Source organism: Klebsiella sp. JN_Kp122, from assembly GCF_040062085.1.
Taxonomy (GTDB): domain Bacteria; phylum Pseudomonadota; class Gammaproteobacteria; order Enterobacterales; family Enterobacteriaceae; genus Klebsiella; species Klebsiella aerogenes.
The window spans coordinates 48,990-73,516 of sequence record NZ_JBEAHW010000042.1; the positions used below are offsets into that span (position 1 = coordinate 48,990).

At 51.1% G+C, this 24,527-nt stretch carries 24 protein-coding genes and 1 pseudogene; 5 read left to right on the forward strand and 20 right to left on the reverse strand.

Translation table 11 applies throughout. From position 1 onward, the window contains the following. Positions 1 to 386 precede the first annotated feature (386 nt). A complete protein-coding gene (locus ABLU78_RS17565) occupies positions 387 to 2,543 on the forward strand; it encodes an AAA family ATPase (RefSeq protein WP_265780663.1) in 2,157 nt (718 codons plus the stop codon). After that, positions 2,540 to 3,847, forward strand: coding sequence for a calmodulin-binding protein (locus tag ABLU78_RS17570; protein WP_265780662.1), 1,308 nt, complete (start codon positions 2,540 to 2,542; stop codon positions 3,845 to 3,847). The genes ABLU78_RS17565 and ABLU78_RS17570 overlap by 4 nt, the downstream gene beginning before the upstream one ends. A gap of 361 nt (positions 3,848 to 4,208) precedes the next feature. Here the strand turns inward: ABLU78_RS17570 and ABLU78_RS17575 are convergent, their stop codons facing one another. The 3 genes from ABLU78_RS17575 to ABLU78_RS17585 all read right to left on the reverse strand — a co-directional run bounded on the left by ABLU78_RS17575 (position 4,209) and on the right by ABLU78_RS17585 (position 7,090). Beyond that, complete coding sequence (locus tag ABLU78_RS17575; RefSeq protein WP_251996644.1) at positions 4,209 to 5,582, reverse strand: DUF6602 domain-containing protein; 1,374 nt, start codon at positions 5,580 to 5,582, stop codon at positions 4,209 to 4,211. Positions 5,583 to 5,907: 325 nt separating this feature from the next. Then, positions 5,908 to 6,651, reverse strand: coding sequence for a hypothetical protein (locus tag ABLU78_RS17580; protein WP_039274301.1), 744 nt, complete (start codon positions 6,649 to 6,651; stop codon positions 5,908 to 5,910). Between the two features lie 211 nt (positions 6,652 to 6,862). Next, on the reverse strand, positions 6,863 to 7,090 hold the full coding sequence (locus tag ABLU78_RS17585; RefSeq protein WP_072051147.1) for a DUF1272 domain-containing protein: 228 nt from the start codon (positions 7,088 to 7,090) through the stop codon (positions 6,863 to 6,865). 553 nt (positions 7,091 to 7,643) lie between these two features. Between ABLU78_RS17585 and ABLU78_RS17590 the strand changes: the two are divergent. After that, positions 7,644 to 7,745, forward strand: a pseudogene (locus ABLU78_RS17590) (preprotein translocase); the annotation flags it as partial. Between the two features lie 159 nt (positions 7,746 to 7,904). Here ABLU78_RS17590 and ABLU78_RS17595 read toward each other — a convergent pair. From ABLU78_RS17595 to ABLU78_RS17615, 5 genes are all read right to left on the reverse strand, one after another. Next, positions 7,905 to 8,705 (reverse strand): nucleotidyltransferase domain-containing protein, encoded by an 801-nt coding sequence (locus tag ABLU78_RS17595; protein WP_048229335.1) that lies wholly within the window; start codon positions 8,703 to 8,705, stop codon positions 7,905 to 7,907. 170 nt (positions 8,706 to 8,875) lie between these two features. Further along, positions 8,876 to 9,406 carry a dihydrofolate reductase family protein gene (locus ABLU78_RS17600; protein WP_045413281.1) on the reverse strand — a complete coding sequence of 177 codons (531 nt, stop codon included), beginning with the start codon at positions 9,404 to 9,406 and terminating at the stop codon, positions 8,876 to 8,878. Between the two features lie 199 nt (positions 9,407 to 9,605). Then, positions 9,606 to 9,968, reverse strand: a complete 363-nt coding sequence (locus ABLU78_RS17605; RefSeq protein ID WP_015370120.1) for a cupin domain-containing protein — start codon at positions 9,966 to 9,968, stop codon at positions 9,606 to 9,608. Between the two features lie 75 nt (positions 9,969 to 10,043). Next, positions 10,044 to 10,862, reverse strand: coding sequence for an AraC family transcriptional regulator (locus tag ABLU78_RS17610; RefSeq protein WP_032706441.1), 819 nt, complete (start codon positions 10,860 to 10,862; stop codon positions 10,044 to 10,046). A gap of 327 nt (positions 10,863 to 11,189) precedes the next feature. Beyond that, the gene (locus ABLU78_RS17615) at positions 11,190 to 11,417 is read right to left on the reverse strand and encodes a DUF1272 domain-containing protein (RefSeq protein WP_072001133.1); all 228 of its coding nucleotides are present in this window, start codon (positions 11,415 to 11,417) and stop codon (positions 11,190 to 11,192) included. A gap of 290 nt (positions 11,418 to 11,707) precedes the next feature. On the opposite strand from ABLU78_RS17615, the gene ABLU78_RS17620 reads away from it, so the two are divergent. Then, positions 11,708 to 11,848, forward strand: a complete 141-nt coding sequence (locus ABLU78_RS17620; protein WP_162866941.1) for a contact-dependent growth inhibition system immunity protein — start codon at positions 11,708 to 11,710, stop codon at positions 11,846 to 11,848. A gap of 81 nt (positions 11,849 to 11,929) precedes the next feature. Continuing rightward, positions 11,930 to 12,253, forward strand: coding sequence for a contact-dependent growth inhibition system immunity protein (locus ABLU78_RS17625; RefSeq protein ID WP_032712345.1), 324 nt, complete (start codon positions 11,930 to 11,932; stop codon positions 12,251 to 12,253). 187 nt (positions 12,254 to 12,440) lie between these two features. Here ABLU78_RS17625 and torA read toward each other — a convergent pair whose 3' ends face one another. From torA to ABLU78_RS17685, 12 genes are all read right to left on the reverse strand, one after another. Then, on the reverse strand, positions 12,441 to 14,963 hold the full coding sequence (gene torA / locus ABLU78_RS17630; RefSeq protein ID WP_045378289.1) for a trimethylamine-N-oxide reductase TorA: 2,523 nt from the start codon (positions 14,961 to 14,963) through the stop codon (positions 12,441 to 12,443). Between the two features lie 6 nt (positions 14,964 to 14,969). Further along, positions 14,970 to 16,133, reverse strand: coding sequence for a NapC/NirT family cytochrome c (locus ABLU78_RS17635; RefSeq protein WP_006798114.1), 1,164 nt, complete (start codon positions 16,131 to 16,133; stop codon positions 14,970 to 14,972). Positions 16,134 to 16,358: 225 nt separating this feature from the next. Next, a complete protein-coding gene (gene ccmI, locus ABLU78_RS17640; RefSeq protein ID WP_032712347.1) occupies positions 16,359 to 17,225 on the reverse strand; it encodes a c-type cytochrome biogenesis protein CcmI in 867 nt (288 codons plus the stop codon). Next, complete coding sequence (locus ABLU78_RS17645; RefSeq protein WP_045378283.1) at positions 17,222 to 17,689, reverse strand: cytochrome c-type biogenesis protein; 468 nt, start codon at positions 17,687 to 17,689, stop codon at positions 17,222 to 17,224. Before ABLU78_RS17645 ends, ccmI begins: the two co-directional genes overlap by 4 nt. Continuing rightward, positions 17,686 to 18,243, reverse strand: coding sequence for a DsbE family thiol:disulfide interchange protein (locus ABLU78_RS17650; RefSeq protein WP_015370115.1), 558 nt, complete (start codon positions 18,241 to 18,243; stop codon positions 17,686 to 17,688). Before ABLU78_RS17650 ends, ABLU78_RS17645 begins: the two co-directional genes overlap by 4 nt. Then, complete coding sequence (locus ABLU78_RS17655; protein ID WP_020078141.1) at positions 18,243 to 20,195, reverse strand: heme lyase CcmF/NrfE family subunit; 1,953 nt, start codon at positions 20,193 to 20,195, stop codon at positions 18,243 to 18,245. Before ABLU78_RS17655 ends, ABLU78_RS17650 begins: the two co-directional genes overlap by 1 nt. Beyond that, positions 20,192 to 20,668, reverse strand: coding sequence for a cytochrome c maturation protein CcmE (gene ccmE, locus ABLU78_RS17660; protein ID WP_015703212.1), 477 nt, complete (start codon positions 20,666 to 20,668; stop codon positions 20,192 to 20,194). Before ccmE ends, ABLU78_RS17655 begins: the two co-directional genes overlap by 4 nt. Further along, positions 20,665 to 20,889 carry a heme exporter protein CcmD gene (gene ccmD, locus ABLU78_RS17665; protein ID WP_006798167.1) on the reverse strand — a complete coding sequence of 75 codons (225 nt, stop codon included), beginning with the start codon at positions 20,887 to 20,889 and terminating at the stop codon, positions 20,665 to 20,667. Before ccmD ends, ccmE begins: the two co-directional genes overlap by 4 nt. Beyond that, a complete protein-coding gene (locus tag ABLU78_RS17670) occupies positions 20,886 to 21,632 on the reverse strand; it encodes a heme ABC transporter permease (protein WP_045366782.1) in 747 nt (248 codons plus the stop codon). Before ABLU78_RS17670 ends, ccmD begins: the two co-directional genes overlap by 4 nt. Before the next feature lie 33 nt (positions 21,633 to 21,665). Then, positions 21,666 to 22,325 carry a heme exporter protein CcmB gene (gene ccmB, locus ABLU78_RS17675; RefSeq protein WP_015370111.1) on the reverse strand — a complete coding sequence of 220 codons (660 nt, stop codon included), beginning with the start codon at positions 22,323 to 22,325 and terminating at the stop codon, positions 21,666 to 21,668. After that, entirely contained in the window at positions 22,322 to 22,945 is a 624-nt protein-coding gene (gene ccmA / locus ABLU78_RS17680) for a cytochrome c biogenesis heme-transporting ATPase CcmA (protein WP_048229337.1), read from the reverse strand. Before ccmA ends, ccmB begins: the two co-directional genes overlap by 4 nt. Before the next feature lie 184 nt (positions 22,946 to 23,129). Beyond that, on the reverse strand, positions 23,130 to 24,512 hold the full coding sequence (locus tag ABLU78_RS17685) for a DHA2 family efflux MFS transporter permease subunit (protein WP_015370109.1): 1,383 nt from the start codon (positions 24,510 to 24,512) through the stop codon (positions 23,130 to 23,132). Positions 24,513 to 24,527 lie beyond the last annotated feature (15 nt).

The window sequence follows — 24,527 nt, forward strand, 5'->3', positions numbered from 1 at the left end:
CTCAATGCCTGTACCTTCAGCTGCTACATAGCTTTGGGCATGGCGATTTATTAAAAGGCTCATAAAGGTTCAACTCATTACATAATAACTATTATTGTTTCTTATCAATAAATTATGGAAAAACATACCTTGACCGAGGCATCCATAGTGCTATGTTTACGGTAAGCGACACAGCGCTTGGGCTGCACTCCTGAGGGACCATGACATTCGAGGATGATGCCTGTCTGCTATGTCAGGTTGGTCAAACTCTTCGCCCCGCAAGCGAGACAATCAGCACGGAAGATTAATAGTATTGGCAATCTGTAGCGAAGAGTTGCTGTACTGCCCCTTCCATCATCCACAATGATAGCTATCAGTAAGTTAACGAAAATGAGAGGGCATCGGAAATGCTCGAAGTTGAATTTCAGGAATGGTTGAAGAGCAAAGGCGCCAAAACGCAAGCAGGCCTCAATTCCCGTATTTATGCTGTCAAAACTATAGAAAAAAATCTCGCAGCACTTGGTTCTCCTCATGCAGATCTGGATGCAGCCTACAAGGCGGATGGATTTGCACAATTGCGGCAGCGGATCAAAGAGATTCGCCGTGATGCCAAAGACAACGGCAATGACTATCGGTTACTAATGCCTGAATCAGAGCAACCGCTTAACCGATTGTCTAACTGGAATAGCTGGCTCGGACAATATGGACGTTTTCTGAGCGGTGATGACTCTCAGGCCGACGAAATTCGGGATTATGTCCTTGAAAACTACATCACCCCAGCCAGAGAGCGAGGTGACACAAGTGTCACCCTGGTAGTTGGTCCTCTGAATACTGAAATGGGTCTCGACAAGGGATGGCCGAACATCTGTCAGGCTCTTGATGGTCAAAAATTTCAGGAACTAGCGGATGTTCCCCCTCCGGTGACGGAAGGGCCTAAAAAGAGCACAACCCGGAAATATACGTTCATCCTTACGGAAGGAAGCGAACTGGTGGCCCAGACTAAACCAACTCCGACTAACCTTATTTTTTACGGTCCTCCAGGTACTGGAAAGACCTATCACACGGCGAGGGAAGCCGTAGCGCTCTGCGATGGCAAAGATGCCTATCCGAACTCAAAAGATGGGCGTGCGGCCCTGATGGCGCGCTATAACGAACTGATGGCAGAAAAGAGAATCTCTTTCGTCACATTCCACCAGAGCTATGACTACGAAACCTTCGTTGAGGGTCTTCGTCCAGAAATCGGTGAAGATGAGTCTTCGTCTGCTGGATTCAGACTCATGCCTACGCCGGGGCTCTTCAGAGAAATTTGTGCCCTTGCCGATCAGGCCAGAACACAACCCCGTGCACAGACAGATGCCTCGGCACTGCAACTATCCCAGAAACGCTTCTGGAAAATGGGGCAAGGGACAATTGGCACCGAAGACGATGTGTATGAAGATGCCCGCGACAATGGGTATATCGCTCTGGGGTGGGGTGGGACCATAGACTGGAGCGCGGATAGATTCTCATCGTTCAACGCGATTCATGATGAATGGATCAAGCAAAATCCAGGGAATCTGACGCCTAGTAACTGGACGCAAACCTATCCCTTCCGTTGCGAAATGAAGCCTGGTGATATCGTGATTGTCCCTTACGGGAACACTGCGTTTCGCGCTATCGCTGAAATAACTGGTGATTACTATTTCGTTCCTGAAGCCGAAGGTTACTATGCCCACCGCCGCCCAGTTCGCTGGCTACTGACCCTTGATGAACCACTGCCACTCGATACAATTATCGATGGTAACTTCACCATGCGGACGCTCTATTCCATTGCCACCAGTCGTGTGAATATCCCGGCGCTAGGCAGACTGCTCTCGAGTACAGAGAACCTGGATAATAGTTCCGATGTTAAAGGACAACCAGAACAATTCGTCCTCATTATTGATGAGATCAACCGGGCAAATATCTCGAAAGTGTTCGGTGAACTGATTACGTTAATTGAGCCGGATAAACGTCTTGGAATGCCTGATGCACTCACCGTAACTCTGCCTTATTCGAAAAAGAAAGATTTTGGCATCCCCGCCAACCTTCATATCATAGGCACCATGAATACCGCCGATCGATCCATCGCATTGCTCGACACAGCATTAAGGCGGCGATTCAACTTCCGGGAAATGGCTCCCGACGCAACCCTGCTAAGTGAAGTAGAGGGGATCGATCTCAAAGCCGTTCTTACCACCATCAACCAGCGTATTGAATATCTTATAGGTCGGGAATATCGCATTGGACACGCCTTCTTTATCAATTGTGAATCCAGGGCACAAGTTGAAGATGCAGTGCGCAATAAGGTCATACCGCTGTTACAAGAGTATTTCTTCGAGGACTGGAGCCGAATCGCGGCAGTGCTGGGCGATGGTTTTATGCAGGAAGCGCTGATTTTACCGCCACCCGGAATAGAGGGGGAACCATTATCAAGCTGGTCGGTACGTGCACCGTTCAGAAATGACGCCTTTGATCGACTGATAGGCAAAACCAGAACGTTAAATGTCACCGATCTTGAGGTGGCTGGTGAATCGAAAGAATGACGCACCTCACGGTTCGCGAATGGGGTGGTGTTTGTGTGAACACTGAAAGCAGCATAAACGCTCCTCATGCTTTTACCCGCCCTCAGGCTAACGCGCTGCTTACGGCGGCGCGCGAGCATCCGCTGGCAAATCAGCACGGTACTAATATCTTAATCGATCGCCATAACAAAATTATTGCCGGGCAAATGGTTGGGGTCATTGCCGCTCCGGGATGTAGCCTTGAGATCCTGCCCAAATTCGACGACGAGACGATAGAACCGGACGCCACAATACGCAGTCGCCTGATACGTATGCTTGATGTCGCCCTCGGCCTTAAACTCGGCAATGGACAGGCTGCAACAATGGCGAGACAAGCTGAAAGCTTACTTGAGATACTCATCCGCTTGTTCGCCGAGCGACTCTTATCTGAAGTACATCGGGGATTACCGCGCACCTATTTGGCACAGGAAGACGATTTGCCCTCATTGCGCGGAAGGCTCAATATCAAACGACAATTCACTACGCTTGCCGTCCGCCCCGACCGTCTCGCCTGTCGTTACGACGAACTGTCGGCTGATACCGCCCTGCTTCGAATTATGAAGGCGTGTGTAGTTCTGCTTCACCATTATGCCCGCGCTGCTGATACTCTCCGTCGTCTGAATGAATTGCGCATCCTGTTAGCGGGTGTTAGCGACGTCCCTTTCAGTCATCTGCCGTGGTCACAGGTACGGATCGACCGAACCAATCATCGCTGGGAAGCCCTCTACAATCTGGCACGTCTTCTCCTGCGACGCGACTGGCAAGCTACACACCACGATAAACGAGCGCAGAACGGGATTACACTGCTTTTCCCAATGAACGACCTGTTCGAGGCATATATAGCGGCGCTGGCGAAGCGTGCTGTACGCGGTACGGAATGGACGGTTCGTGCACAGGCAGGCAGATTATACTGTCTGATCGAGGACGTAAAAGAAGGCAAACCACGCTTCCAGACCCGACCGGATCTGCTTATCGAGCGGGACCATCAGATTGTTATGATCATAGACACTAAATGGAAGCGTATTGGGCGTCATCCCGAAGATGCCAGGCATGGCATATCGCAGGCTGATGTCTACCAAATGATGGCCTATGCACGGATTTATCAATGCCCACAAGTTATGCTTCTCTATCCACATCATGCAGGTCTGGGAACGCAACCTCTGAATGCAGGCTATAGGATTCTAGCAGGCAAGGAACAATTACAGGTGGCTAGTGTGAATCTGGTTCTCGATGAGGACAAGATTGTCGAGCAGTTAATTAACCTACTCGGCATCAACACGCAGTGAGGTGAAAATGCGAGACCGGTGCACCTTGAGGCTCGGCACTCTCAATAACCTCAATCTATGATTTAGGCTCATACTTACATGATCATTTAATGCATTTAATATACAGGGCTTATTCTCTTGGTACGTAGAGAATAACAGTAGGACATGTCCGCTATGAGCGAAAAACGGACTTACTTTAGTTTGATGAACGTAAATAGAAGATGATAATTTCATTATTACCTTCTATCGTTAAAAGGAAATTTACTTTGTTAATTAATGATGCAGTCAGAGACTGTTCTGAAACGGTCTCTGAGCATTAATCTGTGATATTAAATATAATTTAGACCTCAAAAAACTGTCTGTCATTCTATAAATGGTAGTATTAGCTCTTATCAGCTGAATTTTTATTAAGAGCGTTTTTTTTACACTTGGGACAACTTTGAACTAAGTCCTCGGTGATTTGATAATAATAAGGAATTAAAATATTCATTCCGCCACATTTTATCGCATCATAAGCAAGTACTTTGGTTAGCATTTCCTTGCCTTTAACAATTATTTTTCTATCGCTGACTAAAATATCACTAAGAGGTAAATGTTCTGGATTGTAAATTATTACATCGCCTGGCTGCCTTTCATAAGCCTCATAGTTGTCACCTGCATTACCATAAGCTATATCCGTGGCTTTCACCCAATTAATTAGTTCTGCTGTCTGGCACCAACTAATTAGGCGTTCAAGTTTCTCTGGAGTATATGTTCTTGCAAAGTCTCCATGTGTTTCACAATGACCATATTCTGCAAAGTAGCCTAATTTATATTCGTAAGAGTAATCCCCCGCAGTTAATGGGAGTCTAAAATACTGGTTTGGAAATGCATTTTTAGTTTTTGTGTTATTAAGTAAATTAAAAATAATATCATAAAGTTGATAAAGGCAACACCCTTGATAATCAGGATTACCATATACAATAATGTCTCCAAAGTTCTTCATGTCAGAATTATAGACACTTCCAAAGCGTTCATCGCCATATATGAAAAAGCCTTTCGAAAGTATGAAGACCGCATTAGGGAGTAAACTTTTATCATAACTTTGCGCATGCTTTTCTAACTCTGAAACGATATCGCTCCACTCCATGTCAGTATCATAAGAAAAAATAACACCGAATCCATCCTTCTGAATTTTAGTGTCTGAATGAACAATAATACCCTGATTACTAACCATTCTCTTTAATTTTTTGAATGAGGCAATATTTTTGAATGCACTTCCTAACTCTTTTTTTGTAAGTTTTGATTTTACCTGAATAGCACCATAGCAGTACTCAACAGGTAAAACCTCGTAGATATCTTGTCGCTGCATAAGCGTAAATGCATTTAATGCATCATAAAAAAGAATATCAATTTCATTACTAATGTGTCCGGTTGTTGATGCAACACGGACGCTCGATTTTGAGATTGCATAACTAAGCGGCAAAAGCTTATTATCTATAAAGAAAGCTCTTAGCAATTCTTCTCTAACCGTACCAACATCTCTAGGATGTTTAATATCTTTAGATATTTCAAAATCTTTAAGCATTTTATTTTGTAAATACATGAACTCACGTTCCAGACCATGAAACTCCTTATCCTGTGAGCGTAATTTATTTGCACGCGAGGCTTGGTTTGATATCCATTCTTTTGTCCTCGCTTCTTTCTCAGCAAAATCAGCACGTTCTTTTTTTTGAGCACTAGTCTGGCGTTTTCTTTTCTTTTCGTTTTCTGACATAGCAAAAACATCCTTAAATTTAATAAAAACATTAACTAATTTAACAAATATGGAAATCGAAAAATGTGCTAACCATCTTTTTTTAAGGCTTTAATCAATTTGTTAAGTGGCCAAGCCTTCATTCCATAGATTTCTAAGACGTTCTCTTCGAGCACACAATGATTCACTGCGATCCAAGTGTAAGTATCTAACATAACCTAGTCATTTACTCTAAAAGAGTTACTGACACTCCAACTTCCGCTTTTGGCACGAAGCGGACATTGGCAGCCTCAACAACATGAGAAGCATTAAGGTGTATTAACCAATGGATGGAAAGCAAGTCGGTTTATTGTGCCAGCCCAACTTTTACGAAAGGGCTACCGTGACTGCGCGATTTTTTGATTAGCTTGCCTACGTATAATTCTCTGACTTCTGGTGATGCAATTCGCCCAACAAACTCTGAACGGTTGGTTTCGGGGGGGATAATCAGTTCCCGAGTAAAGTACTGTTGAGAGCCTGCCTTTAGCCAGCACTGTATCTCGTAGACTTCCATCACCAAACCGCCGTAGGTTGCGTATGCAAATTGCAGGTTTTCATCTTTTGGTACTTTTGCCCAGACGCCACGCGTAGCTTCATATAATGCAAGTGCACTCATGCCAGACTTGTAGGTGCTGTTTAGCAAAAAAGCGAGCCCTGCATGTTCAGGTGCAATTTCCGTCTCTTGCTTAAGAAGGAGATGGTTGAGCTCATCCAGCGTGATTCGCCCCATAAGTGAGCTGCTTCCTCGTACTTTGTTGGTCAGTTCTCCAACACCTAAGAGATCAATACATGTTGCTTCAACAAGCTTCGCGGTTGCCTCATCCATGCCATGGCGTAGTATGTCGATTCCCAGATTTCCTGTTTTTAACAGATGATTAATTCGTTCTGATTTCGGAGAGCCATCATTACACTTTATATGATCAAGACAGCGTTCTGACTTGCCTTTGCCTATATAAAACGGTTTTTTTGATACATCTTCAGTGTCATAAAATGCATAAACATAGAACTTAGCCATCCCTAACGCTTTCGAGTATTTTGAAAAATCTTTCACAACCTTGCTTCCTTAGGACAAAAGTACTTAATTTCCCTATCGGCACTATAGTTCAGAACTTAAGAGCAAAACAAATAGCATATAGATTGACTGATCTGCCCCCATTGATAAATAAGGGCCAAAGTTAGCAACGTTCGCGTGTGGCATTCAACGGACGGCTAGCAAGATCATGAAGAGCGTTATAAGCAAGGAGCGAACATAGTTTTCATCTCTACTGTTTATAGCGACGCTGACTGGATGCAGGGTGTCGCAGGAGGGATGCTTCGGGGCGTATTGGACGTCGCACCAGCTCCCCTCCGCAGTTCGGACACCGGCCATTAAGTCGTTGAGTCACGCAATCGACGCAGAATGTGCATTCAAATGAACAGATGAATGCCTCTTTTGATTCAGGTGGCAGATCTTTATCACAGCATTCGCAATTAGGACGGAGTTCAAGCATGGTGCTCTCTTATTGTTAAAGGGGCATCATTAGATATATCAAAGGCAAACTACCTGTATCGCCTTCGGTTGTTAGTGTGTATTAGGTGAGCATGGTCTACAGTCTGGAAAATTCAAGAGAGTGAATTATCCGACAGAAACGCTCACTTTCGGAAACGAACGACAAGCCTATAGCGTCCACCAGAGCCTAAACTAGCACGGAAAATCCCGCTCCCAACAATCAACTTAAAAATCAAGAAGATACAAAAACCCTTCCATATCAACATCATCGCCGCTCTTTTTGCGCCTTCCCCTTCACGCAAAAAATCAAAATCCCTAACAAACTCAACCACCTCGTCCACCAATTACAAGGACGCCAGCCCAAAATTCTCCATCGGTGATTACCAGAGTCATCCGATGAAGTCCTAAGAGCCCGCATGGCGCAAGCCCTACGGGCTTTTTTGTGCCTGCAATTTGTCCCGCGAAGTCTGATGCCAACTAATTAAATCGAACCTTTTAGGCACCTCATAAAGCTTTATTGTTTTTGAGGTGTCTAAAACTATGGAAACCCGGCAATGCCAAGACAAACCAAACCTCTCTCAGTTAAAGAAATCGAATCTGCCAAATCCAAAGAAGCGGGCTACGTTCTCTATGATGGTGGTGATGGTGTAAATATCGCATACAGGCAGATCACGTTTTTTAGATAGCGGACCTTACTCTTGACACCTGAACCTGGCTTTAGCATGGGATTGTAGTAACTAAACTACGACAGCCAATTCTGGGATTTAGATCGCTGGTACTTTTACTCCGGCCGTGTAAGCGACCGGAGTACAGATTTAAACCCTGTCAGAATACGCTTTAAGCATCGCAAGAACCGCCCGACGAGCCGCATCATCTGCGATATTCTCAGGCAGAGCATCAGCTCGCAGATTGATATAAGCGTCAACAGCCATTCTGATGGCCATGCTGACGGAGTCATGATCGTGCGTTGCCAGCGTGGAAGTCAGCAGGCCATCAGGGTCAATGCCGTGGAATTCAATGCGGCGAACCCCACGTTGCGGAATATTGGCACGGCGGTACAGCATTGGCCCCAGCACCTGCTCACGGAAGAATGACAGCATACCAATCGCTTCAAAGAGTTCGCCCCTTCCCAACTTAACCACTGCATAATGCAGCCAGATCCAGGCTCGGGACTCAAACCACTCCGGCGTCATATCAGGCCAGTGAGCACTAAATTTTGCCAGCTGTCGCTGCAGAGCAGTGTTATCACGGGTAAATAACACTGCTGGCTCCTCAACGCGTTGAGTGAGCATTTCCAGAGTGACGAATTTCAGATCGACATGAAGTAGTTCTGGGCCATACAGGCATATTAGCAGGCGAGGCTCTCCGACATGTTCCCCGGTAAAAGCATGGAGCAGATGGCCTAATGTTCCGGCAAGTTCCCTACGCTGCGTCATGATTTCGTCATAGTGGAGAGTGTCTACGACAACGACAAAATCGAGATCGGAGTATTTATCAAACCCGCCATGAACAATCGAGCCGCCAGCGAGAAGGGAGTGAATTCGCGAATCAGACTGAAATTTAAGTTTGAGTTGCTCTGCAAAACTTCTATGTAAATCGGGTAATGTACTCAGCATACTTTTTCCTGTTCACAAAAAATACAAAGCATTTCAGAATATCGAGTTGTTTATATTCAGGCTAGATATTTTTGCAGGAACAGTAATGTCCCTGTAGAGATGGCATCCTTTTCGGCTGATCCCACAATCACCACAGCGGTTATCGGCGGAGGTCACCACTATGCTCAGATTCACAGCCGATAGTGCGACTGCACCAGACCCGACGGGAAGCTGCGGCTGGATAATAGCGTCAAATCGATATCATGGGGCAGGACTCCGAACAGCGGTTTTCCCGAACCGAGCAGGACAGGAACGATAGTGACAACGATATCGGCGACCAAACCTTCGCGCAGGAACGACTGTATTAACTGCCCGCCATCGATATATACCCTGTGCACGTTTTTCTCCTTCAGGTGAGCAAGAACCTCCCTCGGCGTGAAGCATGAAAACTGCACCTTACCCTTCAGCGCTTCGGGCACGGGAGTATCAGTTAGCTGCCGGGAAAGCACCAGCACGGGTCGGTCATAAGGCCATTCGTCAAAGGTCAGCACCTTCTCATAGCTGCCTCGCCCCATAATGATCCAATCTTTGTCTGCGATAAATGCGGCATAGCCATGATCTTCTGTCGGGTCATCGCGCTTCAACAGCCAGTCGATATCGCCATCCTGTCGGGCGATATACCCATCAAGACTGACCGCGATGAAAACATGTGTGGTGACCATTAAGAGCTCCGTATTCAGGTTGCATATATCTCGTTGAGTTTAGCAATGTTAGCGATATTGATATGCCCCGATAAAGCCACATCACCAGGTTAGCAACGTCCGCTCCAGGCATGAAGCAAAGCTGAGTAAGGAGAAAAGCCGATGTACTTGTTTTCTACTATTTAAGCCAGCCGATCGGCTGGCTTAAAATCTCCCCAAATTAAATCCAAATATCGTTTTCTGCGGTGCGTTCCCCACCTTCATGCCCGGTATTCCTGACACCACAGGGTTCTATCATCATCATTTTTACCGTCGTCTCAGCTGACGTTTTATGCTCAACACCTTTAGGTACAACAAACATTTCTCCTGGCTTGACAAGAACATACCCGTCACGAAAATCAATACGCAAAACCCCCTCAACTACGATAAAGGATTCGTCGGTTTCCGGATGTGAGTGCCAGATAAAGTCGCCCGCTATTTTCACGATTTTGAATTGGTAGTCGTTCATCTGCGCGATGACTTTTGGCTGCCAGTGAGTATCGAAGAGAGAGAACTTCTGTTCCAGATTTACAGGTGAGTACATGATGACATTCCTTAATGGCTAAGAAACGCCGAGGATAAATAATATTGCGGTACCGGTATTGAACGATCGTGCAACTCAGGGACGGCGTTTTTGAATAAATGTTTGCCAACGACCCGGTGAAATGCCATATGCTTTTATAAACTGGCGTGTCATATGACTTTGATCTGAAAACCCTGCCGCCAACGCAGACTCCGCAAGTGACAGGCCTAACTGAATCAGATGTCGACAGTATGCGAGACGGCGCATTGTTACGTAGCGATAAGGACTCGTTCCGAAAAGAGTTCGAAAATCCCGGCTCAGGCTCCAGCGATCTTTACCACAGACGGAGGACAACGTATCCAGCGTGATGTTCTGGCTGAATTCAGATTGTATATATTCGCGAGCGCGCTCGACAGACTGATAGTCCACAAGGCATCGACGAAATCGTTGCCCTGACACAACTGCCAGAGTCTGGGCAAGATCGTAAAGGGCATCCTCTTCTTCAAGCGTATCAATAGAATCTTCTGGCGCTTTTAAAAGCGGCCCGGTAGCGGCAAATAACCGGGGATCAGATGAGATCCCGCTGTGAATAAATGGTAACGGTTTGCCGCCTAAAATTTTCTGAATTAAAGCGGGCTCGATATAAAACATCCGATACTGAAATCCCTCGAGCGTTCCTGCCTCTCCATCATGAATTTCATCCGGGTGTAAGACCATCGTCCCACCAGGTAAACTATGTTGTTTACTGCCACGATAACGGAAACGTTGCACACCAGACAATGTCCTGCCGATCGCATATGTATCGTGCCGATGAGGTTCATAACCATGCCCGCTGAAATACGCCTCCAAGCGCTCTATTTTCCCTGGTGTGTGTGCAAGCTTGACCCAGTCTTTATTCTTTTGTGCATTCGGCATGAATAACATCTGTTTCATAATTGTAGGAGAATCCACACCATAAACGTTTAGGGTGCAGTTTTGAAAGAAGTATGATGAAAGTGCGTAAAGGTTCTTCTTCGAAATCTTTCAGGAAGGGGCATCTCAAACCTAGGGTAATCCTTGTAATGTTGGGTTACGGCTTTTTTTCCGGTGGAAAAATGCCTGCCATAGCAACCATAATCAGCAGTTGCATAAAGCAATACAATGATGGAGCCCCAATACTTAACATCCGTTTCTGGTACTCAGCAGACGGCAAGCAGGATCACTTAGGACGTTATAAGCAAAGAGCGAACATAGTTTTCATCTCTACTGTTTATAGTGACGCTGACTGGATGCAGGATATCGCAGGAGGGATGCTTCAGGGCGTATTGGACGTCGCACCAGTTCCCCTCCGCAGTTCGGGCACAGGCCACTAAGCCGTTGGGTCACGCAATCAATACAAAATGTGCATTCAAATGAACAGATGAATGCCTCTTTTGATTCAGGGGGCAGATCTTTATCACAGCATTCGCAATTAGGACGGAGTTCAAGCATGGTGGTCTCTTATTGTTAAGGGGCATCATTAGATATACCAAAGGCCAACTACCTGTAGCGCCTTCGGCTAAAGATGACGTTATTGTTTCTCGCATGTATCAAATGAGCATGGTCTACAGGTGGGAAAAATCAAGAGAGTGAATTACCCGACAGAGACGCTCACTTCTGGAAACCGTTGCAAAGACGTAATTTCTAGAGCAGTCTATCTTAATCGAGAAAATATCAAATCTTTGCTTGGTGCAGGAAAAAGCAGAGGGCGCCTCACTATCAATTACCCAGCAGGCTAAGAGATTGATACTTTCATTGAGAGTTACAGGGACAGGCAGGATGATGAATTCGAAAGCCGATATGGATATGATTTTTCGCCTGAGTTATGGGAAACGACTACCTACGAATTCCTGAAGACGGTACGCAGACTAGCGCTTACCTAGCCGATTCGTTAAAGCCAAACACCAGGCACAGTTGTCCAGCTTAAAATTTGGTAACCATCGTTTATCAGGGGAAACCGTACTATGTTCTCACGTCTTACCCATATATGGGATAAAAACCCGGGCCGTAAGTACCCTGCCATACAGGATATGCTCACTATTTATTTTAGTAACGAGCACGATGATTTTGGCAATTCAATTAATGAGATTATCGGCAGCTATCGTGACTACAGTATCTCATCAATTGAAAATGCTAAATTAGAAATTTCCTCTTTATTAGAAATCGAAGATGAGGAAGTGCTTACCTCCATTATGGAGAAAATTGCGAATGACAGGTTCCATCCCGAACCGTGGGGTGAAACATGGCGTAGCTTCCTGGAGAAAACTCTTTTTTTATTAAAACATTAGTATCAAAAATATCTTATTCAGTAAGTTCTAATCCACATTAAGAAGATCGTTTACTGTTAATATGAATGCACAGGTAACCATAGCAAACCTGCGCCGTGGTAATCTCTCTTACCGGAAAGAGCACAACAATAAAACGGACACTCCCTCAAAGAAGTGTCCGTTTTGTCTTTCAAACGTCAGCTGCGGGTTACGCGCCTACCGGCACATCGTGCGCGGTGTTTTTCAGCGCCGGTCCAGTGTACTTCTCGATCTGCAGCTGCGACATCTGACCACAGTTCCCCTGCGCCAGGCTGGAGGAGCCCACGTCAAAGGTCAGACAGTTGACGTTACCGTTTTTACACAGCGATCCCGGCTGTGACGGATCGGCCGGATCAAACCATGCCCCTTCGCTGATGCGCACCACACCTTCGCGAACGTTATCGGTAATCACCGCTCCGACCAGGATCTGCCCGCGATCGTTAAAGGCGCGAACCAGATCACCTTCGCTGATGCCGCGCGCGCTCGCATCTTTCGGATGGATCCAGATGGCTTCGCGATCGGCTACCGCGTATTTCTTGCGCAGCGGCGTATTATCGAGCTGAGAATGCAGACGGTTAATCGGGTGACCGGTATTAAGCGACAGCGGATATTTCTCGGCTTCCGGCCCGCGATACCACTCGTGCGGCGGCATCCATGTTGGAATCGCTTTACAGTCCTCGTAGCCCATTTTGGCGATGGCGTCAGAGTAGATCTCGATTTTCCCTGACGGCGTCCCCAGCGGGTTGAGCAGCGGGTTCTCGCGGAAATCGGCGAAACGCACCCATTGGGTGTTCTCTTGCGGGATCGGGAAGCGAATGTAGTTGTTGGAAGCCCAGAACATATCAAACGGCGGCAGCGCCACGCGAGCGTTACGCGCCTGGGCTTTCATCTCATCATACATGCCCTTCAACCACAGCATCTCATCTTTGCCTTCGGTAAAGGCCTCATGCACCCCAAGGATCTCGGAAATCCCCGCAAAGACATCAAAGTCGTTTTTCGCTTCGTTCTGCGGCGGTACGCACTGGCGCAGCGGGAAGACATAAAGCTGCGAATAGTCGCCGCCCATGTCCATGTCGTTGCGCTCGTAGGTGGTGGTCACCGGCAGTACGATGTCCGCGTGTTTCGCCGTCGCCGTCCAGTACGGTTCGTTCACCACCACGGTTTCCGGATGCTGCCAGGCTTTCACCAGGTTGTTGGTATCCTGATGCTGGTGGAAGGTGTTACCGCCCGCCACGTACACCATTTTAATATCCGGATAGGTGACCTTTGTCCCGTTATAGTCGATGGTCTTGCCTGGGTTCGCCAGCGCATCGGCGATGCGCGCCACCGGGAACGGCGTAATATCTTTCGCCGCCGGCGACGTTGGGCTACCGGCGGAGATCCCCGCCAGAATACCGCCGCGCGCGGTTGGGCTACCGCCGGAAGAGTAGTGATAGCTAAAGCCGAAACCGCCGCCGGGCAGGCCAATCTGCCCCAGCATCGCCGCCAGCGTCACCATCATCCAGTGGGCCTGTTCGCCATGATGCTGACGCTGAATGCCCCAGCCGCCCATGATCATGGTGCGATGCTTCGCCATATCTCGCGCCAGCTGCTTGATGGTCTCAGCATCAACACCGCTGATATCCGCAGCCCAGTTGGCATCCTTGACGACGCCATCTTCTTTACCGTTCAGGTAGGCTTCAAATTTATCGAACCCTACGGTGTAGGTTTTCAGGAAATCTGGGTTATGCAGATTTTCTGCCAGCAGCGTATGGGCTACCCCCGCCATCAGCGCGCAGTCGGTGTAGCTGCGCGGGGCGATCCACTCGGCGCCTAATTCACGCGCGCTGTCGCTGCGCACCGGGTCGATACAAATCATCCGGGTGCCCTTTTTCTTCAGCGCTTCAAAGCCCGTCTGGCCGACGTGGTCCGGCAGGTTCCAGCTGTTTTTCAGCGTGATCATGGGGTTACAACCGATCATCACCACCAGCTCGCTGTTATCAATCACGTTTGGCCACGCGGTCTGCTGTTCGTAAACCTCAACGGAACCGACCACGTGCGGCATAATCACCTGCGCCGCGCCGGTGGAGTAGTCACCGGAATAGCCGACAAAGCCGCCTGCCAGGTTCATCATGCGCTGCAGCAGCGTTCTTGGGTTGTGGAACATCCCGACGCTTTTCCAGCCGTAAGAACCGGCATAAATAGATGATGGGCCATGCTCTTTTTGCAGACGGCTGATTTCACCCGCCACCAGATGCAGGGCTTTATCCCAGCTGACGCGGACCCACTCATCGCGGCCGCGCAGCTCTGGCTTACCGTTTTTCGCCCCGCCTTCTAACCAGCTTTTACGCACCATCGGATATTTAATCCGGTTTTCGGCGTGAACCTGATACGGCGCCATGGTAATCAGTTCGTTAGGATACGGATCGTCTTTGATCGGGCGAACGTCCACCATTTTGCCGTCGCGGACGATGGCTTCAAACGCGCCCCAGTGGGCGCCGGTGAGGATACCGCTTTCCGCCTGGCGCAATGCGATAAACTGCGGCATCGCCTGGCTAATGGCCTCCGCCAGCGCCGAACGCGGCCACAGCCCCGCCAGCAGCGGCGCCGCCATCAGGGCGCTGGCGCCAGCCAGAAAACGGCGACGCGTCAGATTCATACCGGGTTCCTGGCTCTGATCCGCCATGTCATAATCGTTATTCTTTTTCATCATGGCTCCTTATTGTTTGTCCTGATTGGCCGCTGCTGGCATGTCGCTCGCATGTTTTTGTACGTACTGGGTCAGGAGACGAACCTGTTCCTGAGTCAGTGAAGTACGGCCGGACATACCTTTAACCACCCCAATCCACTGGTTGGCGTTAAAGCGATTCAACTCGGTCAGGCCATGACAGCCGGTACAGTTGTTAGCCATTAATTCAGAAGCGTAACTCCAGATTTTTTGTTGATCGCCAATCAGATTTTTCGCCGGCAGCCAGACCTGCAGATCGACTTCATGCCAGACCTGTTTGGTCTCTTCATCGGTAACGGAGCCAGAGACTTTTAACGCTTTGCGAGCTTCTTCGCCCAGCAGCGCGCTCATGATGCGTTTGCCGCGCGCGGCGTAGAAAGCTTCGGTGACGCCATCCTGTTGCCAGCCATGAACATCCGCCAGCACCATGTCGCCTTCACGTTTCACCACTTTCACTTCAGTGGAGGCCATCAGGTTACCGTCGTTATGGTCGCCTGCTTTCTCGCTCAGCCAGAACGGCTGGGTCTGAATGGTGTAAAGGGTGGTCGCGGTCGCCGGGGTTTTCGCCGCCGCGTTAGCGAGCTCGCTGGCCCCTGCCGCCGCCAGGCCGCTCATGTTCGGCAGAATATGCGCCACGCCTTTATGGCAGTCGATACAGGTTTCGCCCTCTTTGATCGCGACCGGGTGCTGCTTACGGGCTTCAGGGGTTTGCGCCAGAATATCCATCGCTTTATAGTCGTGGCAGGAACGGCAGGTCGCCGAATCGCTCTTCTTCAACCCATCCCAGACGCTCTGGGCCATCGCCAGTTTATGCGCCTCGTATTTTTCCGGAGTGTCGATTTTGCCGGTCATTTCACCCCAGACATCTTTCAGGGCGCCAATTTTGGTCAGCATATAATCGATCGGCTGATGAGGAACGTGGCAATCGGCGCACTCGGCGCGAATACCTTTATCGTTCTGGAAATGCACGCTGCCCTGATATTCCGCCAGAGGCTGCTGCATGGTATGACATGACACACAAAATTCGGTATCGCTGGTTTTATGCATAATAGTCGCGGTACCAGCCAGCAATACCACGCCAATAATGATCCCAACCAGCAAGGCGATAAATATAATTTTTCGCCTACCAGAGCGTTCCAGTGAAAGTTTACTCATCTTATTATTTAACCCTTTTCCTAAATGAAAGACGCAAAAGTCCCTGCCAGATGGCAATCGTTATATAAATAAATCTATAACGATTGCACTCACCTTCTAATCCAACTAAATTTTTGGAAATTTTCGGAGCCAGGATAATCAGCCGGGGATGATTATCCTGTGATTTCAGAGCGATAACCCATTGCAAATCCAATATGCCTTCGAGCAATACTCACGTTATTTTAATTATTGCAGTGTAGCGGCTTGTTCTTTTTTAGCCCGGTCAATACTACGAATGATAATTTCTCGCTGAGCATCATCCGCCGGTAACAGTTGCAGCATCAGCTGCCACGCCGCGATCGCTTTGTCATACTGCTGATGTTCAAAGGCGTTAAACGCCGCGAGGCTAAGCACCCGCACATCGTTATGGTTATTCTTCAGCAACGTATCGAGCAGTTGCTGGGCTTCACGGCTATCGTTGGGATCCGTAGAGTGAAGTAACGCTTCGGTATATCCCAGCTGCGCATCGGCATTGCCTGGCGCCAGCTGTCGCGCCTTATCAAACGCCTGTAACGCGGCGCCTGGATTATTGAGCACCAGTTGCAGCCTGCCGAGCATCGTCCAGCTCAGCTGGTCGGCCGGGTATTGCTGCAGGCGGGTGCGTAGCCCCAGCGCCAGTCGAAACAGCTCTTCTTCCGATAACGGTTTACCCTGTGGATCCATCACCCGCTGCATCAACTGCGGCGTTTGCTGGACAACTTGCTGCCACTCAACCACGCGGGTCATGTAACTCGTTCGGATAAAAACCCCTACGCATAAAGAGGTTAGTATAATAACCCCAAGAATATACACCCAATAACTACTATTTTTGTGATTCGTTTCGGCAGATTCGGGCAAATCTTCCAATAAATTCAAGCGTAAATCGTCAACCAGCTGCTGTTGCTGCGCCGCATTCACCGCTGAAAGATCCTCATCAAGCTCCTGCAGGCGCGCCCGATAAATCATATGGTTCATGGTATTGCGGTCAACGCGCTGCCTGCCGCTCCACGGAATAAACAGCAGCGCCGCGGTTCCCAGCAGTAACACCAACATGATGAGCAAAGCGACAATCATTTCAGGGTCCTTTTATTGTCATCAAGCAGCGCCTTTAAGCGTTCCTGTTCCTGCGCGCTCAGCTCGCTGACGCGTTCAGCCCGTGAGCGACGGCTTAAACGGAAAATCACCAGCGCGCCGCCCACAACGAAACAAGCCGGCAGCAGCCAGAGGATAATCGTCGCGGGGGTCACCGGCGGTTCGTAGGTCACGAAGTTGCCGTAGCGCGCCACCATGTAATCGGTGATTTGCTGATTGCTTTGTCCCTGCTCCATCAATTGCCAGACCTTTTTGCGCATGTCGGCGGCAATCATCGAGTTCGAATCGGCAATACTGTTGTTCTGGCATTTCGGGCAGCGCAGCTGTTCGGTCAACTGGCGGAACTGCTGCTCCTGAGCCTCATCTTTAAATGGATAGGTATCAATCGCCGCCAGCGCCTGAAACGAGAGCAGCGCCGTCAGTAAAGTGATGAGCAGATATTTCACGCGCCCCCCTGCTGGCTGTATTTATTCCACAGCGGCAGAATCTCCTGCTGCCAGACCCGCTCGTTCACATCGCCGGCATGGCGGTAGCGGATAATGCCTTTGCCGTCGATGAGGAAAGTTTCCGGCGCGCCATACACGCCAAGATCCAGCCCCAGCATACCGTCGCCGTCAAACACTCCCAGCGCATACGGGTTGCCCAATTCGTGCAGCCAGTTCACCGCTTTCTGGCGATCGTCTTTATAGTTGATGCCAACGATGCGAATGCCCTGCGCCGCCAGAGAGCGCAAATACTGATGCTCCGCCCGACAGGTGGGGCACCAGGTGGCCCAGACGTTAATCAGCACCGGTTTACCATTGATAATGTTAGAGGGATCCAGCATGACATCCGGTTTTTCCAGTGACGCCAGGCGGAAATCCGGCAGAGGTTTACCCACCAGCGCAGATTCAAGCACGGTAGGATCGTCGCCGTCGCTATTGCGCATCAGTTGCCACATCAGCGCCGCCGCCAGAATCAGGAAGATAGCCAGCGGTAAATATAAGACTTTGCGGTTCATCACGCGTTCTCCGGCAGTGATTTACGTAAGCGGTAACGTGGGTCCAGGATGCACAGCACGCCGCCAAACGCCATTAACATCCCGCCGAACCAGATCCAGCGAACAAAAGGTTTATAGTACAAGCGCACTGCCCAGCTACCGTCGGCCAGCTCTTCACCCAGCGCAGCGTACAGGTCGCGCGCCAGCCCGCCGTCGATGGCGGCTTCGGTCATCTCCATCCGGCTGCTGCTGTAAATGCGTTTCTCCGCCCGCAGCGTACTCACGTGATGGCCATTCTGCGAAACTTCGATCACCCCTTCACCGCCAAAGTAGTTCGGCCCGGTGATATCCCGCACGTCACGGAACACAAAGTGATACTGGTGGATATCGACGCTATCGCCCGGCTTCATTCGCACGTCGCGTTCGATGCTGTAATTCTGACTGAAGGCGATGCCAATGACGGTGACCACCAGCCCCACATGGCCGGCGACCATTCCCCAGTGGCTGCGTCCGAGGCGGGTCAGCCCGCGCCAGAAGGGGTGGCGGTCGGTGGCGCGCTCCACCACTTCCATCACGGTAAGCACGAATGCCCACAGCGACATCAGCAGGCCAACTACGGTCATGGCTTTAATACGATCCTGCATCAGCCACGGCAGTGCGATGGCCAGTACGACGGCAACCACCGCGGCAATCAGCAGCCGCTTACGCAGCTTGTGGAATTCATCGCGACGCCAGCGCACCAGCGGCCCGATCCCAAGCAGCAACGAGAACGGGATCATCAGCGCAATAAAGAGGGAATTAAAGAACGGCTCGCCGATAGAAATGCTGCCTAGCCCCAGTAGCTTGTGTATCAGCGGCAGCAGCGTCCCCAGCAGTACCACCAGCATGGCGGCAATCAGCAGCACATTGTTGCCCAGCAACAGCGACTCGCGCGACCACAGTTCGTGACGCACCCGGGAACGTACCTTGCCGCCTTTGATGGCGAATAACAGCAGCGAACCGCCGATAGTGATCACCAACAGCGCCAGAATAAACATGCCGCGCGTAGGATCGGAAGCGAAGGAGTGTACGGAAATCAGTACCCCGGAACGCACCAGGAAAGTGCCCAGCAGGCACAGCGAGAACGCCAGAATCGCCAGCAGTACGGTCCAGGATTTAAAGCTGCCGCGCTTTTCGGTGACCGATAGCGAGTGAATCAGCGCCGTTCCCGCCAGCCACGGCATCAGGGAGGCGTTTTCTACCGGATCCCAGAACCACCAGCCGCCCCAGCCGAGCTCATAATAGGCCCACGCCGACCCCAGCACGATACCGACCGTCAGAAAGCTCCACGCCGCCAGCGTCCACGGGCGTGACCAGCGCGCCCACGCGCTATCAAGGCGCCCGGTCATCAGCGACGCAATGGCGAAAGCGAAGGCCACGGAGAAGCCCACATAGCCCATGTACAGCATCGGCGGGTGGAAGATCAGCCCGATATCCTGCAGCATCGGGTTCAGATCGCGCCCCTCGATGGGGAAATCAGGTAGCGTGCGCACGAACGGATTTGAGGTCAGCAGGATGAACGCCAGGAAGCAGAAGGAGATCATCCCCATTACCGCCAGCACCCGCGAAGAGGCTTCCAGCGGAATATTACGGCTCAGGGCCGCGACCGCGCAGGTCCAGCCGCTCATCAGCAATACCCACAGCAGCAACGATCCCTCGTGGGCCCCCCAAGTCGCCGCTACGCGATACCACACCGGCAGCAGCGTATTCGAGTTACTGACGACATACAGAACGGTGAAGTCATTCACCACAAAGGCGTACACCAGAATGAGAAACGCCCCGAGGATGGCGGCAAACATCGCTACCGACAGCGGCTTCGCCAGCGCCATCATCCGCGCATCCTGCCGCATCGCGCCCCAGGAGGGAAATAGCGCCAGCAGGCAGGAAATGCCCAGCGCCAGGCACAGCAGGAAGAGGCCGATTTCAGGGATCATTGCGCGGCTCCCTGTGGCTTCTCAGCCGGATGATGATTCTCTTCCATCGCTTCTTTCACTTCCGGAGGGGTGTAATTTTCATCGTGTTTCGCCAGCACTTCCTTCGCGCGGATATGCGTCCCGTCCTGCAGCGTCCCCTGGGCTACAACCCCCTGCCCTTCGCGGAACAACGCCGGCAGGATCCCGGTATAGCTCACCTCGACGACGCCGCGGGCATCATAAAGTTTGAAGGTCACATCGAGGGTTTTATCGTCACGCTTCACGCTGCCGGGCATCACCATGCCGCCGATACGTAGACGCTGCCCCGGCTCTGGCTTCTGGCCATTTTCCCGTTTGCCGTATATCACTTCGCCTGGGGTATAGAAGAGATCGATATTGGAGCTTAATGCATACATCACCAGACCAACGGTCAGCGCCAGCCCCCCAATCACTCCGCAGGCGAGCCAGAGACGAACTTTACGCCGAGGATTCACAACGCATCTCCCTTCATTGTGCTTTGCTTACGCGCCGCCGATACCCGCCGCTCGCGCGCCATCTGCCGGCGTACATCCGCCAGCAACGCCCGGCGCTGCCAGCGGGTATGGATGAACAAAATCAGCAGCGCGATGACCGTCACTGCAACCGCCAGCCAGACATAAAAGGCGTAGCCGCCCATCTGCCAGAAATCGCTCCAGGAGTGAAAAGCGCTGGTCATGAGTTCTCCTCGCGCTTACTAGCGCCAGCCAGCGCCACGACCCACGGACGGCGGCGCTCCTGCAACAGAATTAAATTACGCATACGCATTAATGTCAGAGTAATAAAGAGGAATAAGAAACCGAAAATGGTTAAACGCAACGGCATGCGCATCGACGGATCGATGGTTTTCTGCATATTGGTCGAGCCCTGATGCAGGGTGTTCCACCACTCCACGGAATAATGAATAATCGGCAGGTTGACCACCCCGACCAGCACCAGTATCCCGGCGGCGCGCCCGGCCAGCCGGCGATCGTCAAAAGCGTGATACAGGCCAATCACCCCGACGTATAAAAACAGCAGGACCAGTTCGGAAGTCAGACGCGCATCCCAGACCCACCAGGTTCCCCACATCGGTTTTCCCCACGCGGAACCGGTCACCAGCGCAATAAAGGTGTAAACCGCGCCTGGCAGCGCCATCGCCATCACCGCTTTATCCGCCATTTTCATCTGCCAGACCAGGCCGACAAAAGCGGTCACGGCCATTGAGCCGTAAATCCCCATCGACCACATCGCCGCCGGAACGTGCAGATACATGATGCGATAGCTTTCACCCTGTTGATAATCTGCCGGGGCGTAGACAAATCCCCAGACGCAGCCCACCACCAGAAACAGCGCGCTGAGGATAGCCATCAGCGGAATGAATCGTCCGCATACGCTATACAGGCGCTCTGGAATGGCGAGTTGATGTAACACTTTCCACATTTTTTTTGCCTCATTGCCCCGAGGGAACGGGAATTATTGCACGCTAATTCTGAGTGCCGCCGCGGTAGCAAACGGACTTAAGGTGGCGCTTCCCGCCAGAAAGGCGCCAAGAATGGCCATATAGCCGTCAACCGGCAACTGCATCTGCGCCGCGCCCACGGCGGCGGTGGCGAAAATCAGTAACGGAATCATCAGCGGCAGCACCAGCAGGCTCAGCAATACGCCGCCGCGCCGCAGGCCGACGGTCAGCCCCACGCCGATGGCGCCAATAAAGCTCAGCGTTGGCGTGCCCATCAATAGCGTCAGGGCCAGCACCTGCCACTCCGCGGTCGAAAGTCCGAATAACATAGCGATCAGCGGAGAGATTATCAGCAGCGGCAGCCCGGAGACCACCCAATGCGCCGCGATTTTTGCCAGCACCACCAGCGACAGCGGCACCGGCATCAGCATCAGTTGCTGCAGCGAGCCATCCAGCCAGTCATCGCGAAACAGCCGGTCCATTGCCAGCAGCGAAGAGAGTAACGCGGCCACCCAGACAATGCCCGGCGCAATCTGCCGGAGCAGCTGCGGTTCAGGGCCGATACTGAGGGGGAACAGGGTGATAATAATCAGGAAAAACCACAGCGGGTTGATAATTTCGGCGTAATTGCGAAAGGCAAGGCGCAGGTCGCGCCAGAATATCTGCTTGATCATGCCGCGACCGCCTCATCGTCACTCAGCATAATCGTGCGTAAGGGAACGCACAGAGGGCGCAGAGGTTGATGGGTGGTCAGGATGACCGCACCGCCCTGGCCGATGTGCTGCTCCAGCCGGGTGGTCAGCGTTTGCACGCCAGCCGCATCGAGCGCGGTGAAGGGTTCATCTAAAATCCAGAACGTCGCGCGGCTGAGCCAAAGCCTCGCCAGCGCGACGCGCCGCTGTTGCCCGGCAGAGAGTTGCGCTACCGGAACATCCTCAAAGCCCACCAACTCAACCTGCGCCAGCGCCTGCCAGCGCGCCTCAATGGTCGCCTCAGGATGGTAAAAGCGCAGATTTTCGTCCGCCGTTAGCGCCCCTTTAACCCCCACCTGATGACCGAGCCACAAGAGCTGCGCGTGCCAGCTATCGCGAGTACGCCGCAGCGGTTTGCCCAGCCAGAGAATTTCCCCTTCTTCTGGCGTCGATAACCCGGTCAGGAGGTGTAATAACGAGGTTTTTCCCGCACCGTTGGGGCCTGAAATTTGAATAATCTCGCCGGGTTGTACCGCAAACGATAGGTGGGTAAAAAGGGTTCGTTCATCCCGCAGGCAGGCGATATTTTTTATTTCCAGCATCAGAAAGCAGGTCCAGTCCGGGGGTCAGCGCATTCAAGTGCCTTATTATAACGAAAGAAAACAATCTGTTTTGCTGAATATATTAAAAATTTTGAACCCGCGCTAAACGGGTAAAAATGCTAAAAACTCATAATCGAACGTGCCAGTAGCGGTTGCATTTTCACCACTACCGGCATTCCTTTCTTTAGCGATGCAAGCGTAAGGTACTGGCAATAGAGGATATCGCCGCAATAGCGCAGGCGAGGCCAAACACATAAACGGCAAACTGTGCGCCGCCTGGGCCGGTTAAGCCGTTCAACAGCGCAATAACCATCGCCACCAGCGCCGCACCGATGGACAGCCCAGTCGTCCTGGCGGTGGATAATACCCCGGAGGCCGTTGCCGTGCGATTTGCTGAGACATTAGCAAACATCTCCTTATTATTTGGCGGCAGGAATAAGCCATACCCCACCCCGCAAACGGCGGTCCGCCACAGAAAATCATTCACCGTCGCAGCGCCCGGCAACAGTGCCAGCGAGCCTAAGCCAAGACAAAAGATAACCACCCCGACAGTTGAAATCTGCGTCGGATTAAAACGGTTTGACAAGCTTCCCGCCAGCGGGGCGCAGATTGCGACCGCCACCGGCCACGGCGTAAAGATAAACGCCGATTCCAGTACTGAGTAATGGTAGGTATGTTGCAATACAAACGGTAAACCGACCAATGCCATTCCCTGGGCGATGAACAAAGAGCTGGACGAGATCACTGCCAGGGTATATTGGCGTGAGCGAAATATATCAAGCGGCAATAGTGGATGCTTCGCTCGCGTCTGGGCGATAATAAAGAAAGCAAATAACGCCACTGATGCCACCGCGCAGTAGATAAGCGTTCGGCCCTCCCAGCGGCCAATTTGATCGACCGCCACCACCATCAAGCCTAATGCCGCCGCTGAACTCACGGCCCCGGCCCAATCAAAGCCCTGCTCCTTTTCGTTATCCTCCCCTAATGAAATCAAGGAGAAAACAATCGCAGCGCCGCCAGGCAGGATATTGATATAGAAAAGCCACGGCCAGGAGAGCGACGAGATGATAAATCCGCCCAGCGCCGGACCGATAGCCGTGCCAACCGCGAAGGCCAGCGCATTCAGCCCGAAAATCGTTCCTAGCGCGCGGGGTGGGAAAATAACCCGGTACAAGCCCAGCCCCACGCTTATCATGACCGCATAGCTTACCCCTTGCAGTATCCGCATGGTAACCAGTACGCCAAAGGTCGGCGCAAGGCTACAGCCCAGCGAAGAGAGCGTAAATAACACCATTCCCGCCGTATAAAAACGCTTCTCACCGATTCTGCTGCCCAGCGACGCGCAAATCAGCATCGTCGCCGCGCTGGCTACCTGATAGCCGTTGGTGATCCAGATACCGGACGCCGAATCGACCCGTAACGCACTGGCAATCGAAGGCAAGGCGACATTGACAATGGAACTATCCAGCGCCGCCATTAGCACGCCGATTAGTATGGCCGCGGCGGCTAAATAGCGCCTCGGCGCCTCAAAACCTTGATCAAGTGAACAACTACTTACCAGCGACATATCCGCAGGTCCTTA

Bases quoted from the DNA above. Each gene is read 5' to 3' on its own strand.
- ABLU78_RS17565 (WP_265780663.1), top strand. From the start codon at position 387: ATGCTCGAAGTTGAATTTCAGGAATGGTTGAAGAGCAAAGGCGCCAAA.
- ABLU78_RS17570 (WP_265780662.1), top strand. From the start codon at position 2,540: ATGACGCACCTCACGGTTCGCGAATGGGGTGGTGTTTGTGTGAACACT.
- ABLU78_RS17575 (WP_251996644.1), bottom strand. From the start codon at position 5,582: ATGTCAGAAAACGAAAAGAAAAGAAAACGCCAGACTAGTGCTCAAAAA.
- ABLU78_RS17585 (WP_072051147.1), bottom strand. From the start codon at position 7,090: ATGCTTGAACTCCGTCCTAATTGCGAATGCTGTGATAAAGATCTGCCA.
- ABLU78_RS17595 (WP_048229335.1), bottom strand. From the start codon at position 8,705: ATGCTGAGTACATTACCCGATTTACATAGAAGTTTTGCAGAGCAACTC.
- ABLU78_RS17600 (WP_045413281.1), bottom strand. From the start codon at position 9,406: ATGGTCACCACACATGTTTTCATCGCGGTCAGTCTTGATGGGTATATC.
- ABLU78_RS17605 (WP_015370120.1), bottom strand. From the start codon at position 9,968: ATGTACTCACCTGTAAATCTGGAACAGAAGTTCTCTCTCTTCGATACT.
- ABLU78_RS17610 (WP_032706441.1), bottom strand. From the start codon at position 10,862: ATGCCGAATGCACAAAAGAATAAAGACTGGGTCAAGCTTGCACACACA.
- ABLU78_RS17615 (WP_072001133.1), bottom strand. From the start codon at position 11,417: ATGCTTGAACTCCGTCCTAATTGCGAATGCTGTGATAAAGATCTGCCC.
- ABLU78_RS17625 (WP_032712345.1), top strand. From the start codon at position 11,930: ATGTTCTCACGTCTTACCCATATATGGGATAAAAACCCGGGCCGTAAG.
- torA (WP_045378289.1), bottom strand. From the start codon at position 14,963: ATGATGAAAAAGAATAACGATTATGACATGGCGGATCAGAGCCAGGAA.
- ABLU78_RS17635 (WP_006798114.1), bottom strand. From the start codon at position 16,133: ATGAGTAAACTTTCACTGGAACGCTCTGGTAGGCGAAAAATTATATTT.
- ccmI (WP_032712347.1), bottom strand. From the start codon at position 17,225: ATGATTGTCGCTTTGCTCATCATGTTGGTGTTACTGCTGGGAACCGCG.
- ABLU78_RS17650 (WP_015370115.1), bottom strand. From the start codon at position 18,243: ATGAACCGCAAAGTCTTATATTTACCGCTGGCTATCTTCCTGATTCTG.
- ABLU78_RS17655 (WP_020078141.1), bottom strand. From the start codon at position 20,195: ATGATCCCTGAAATCGGCCTCTTCCTGCTGTGCCTGGCGCTGGGCATT.
- ccmD (WP_006798167.1), bottom strand. From the start codon at position 20,889: ATGACCAGCGCTTTTCACTCCTGGAGCGATTTCTGGCAGATGGGCGGC.
- ABLU78_RS17670 (WP_045366782.1), bottom strand. From the start codon at position 21,632: ATGTGGAAAGTGTTACATCAACTCGCCATTCCAGAGCGCCTGTATAGC.
- ccmB (WP_015370111.1), bottom strand. From the start codon at position 22,325: ATGATCAAGCAGATATTCTGGCGCGACCTGCGCCTTGCCTTTCGCAAT.
- ccmA (WP_048229337.1), bottom strand. From the start codon at position 22,945: ATGCTGGAAATAAAAAATATCGCCTGCCTGCGGGATGAACGAACCCTT.
- ABLU78_RS17685 (WP_015370109.1), bottom strand. From the start codon at position 24,512: ATGTCGCTGGTAAGTAGTTGTTCACTTGATCAAGGTTTTGAGGCGCCG.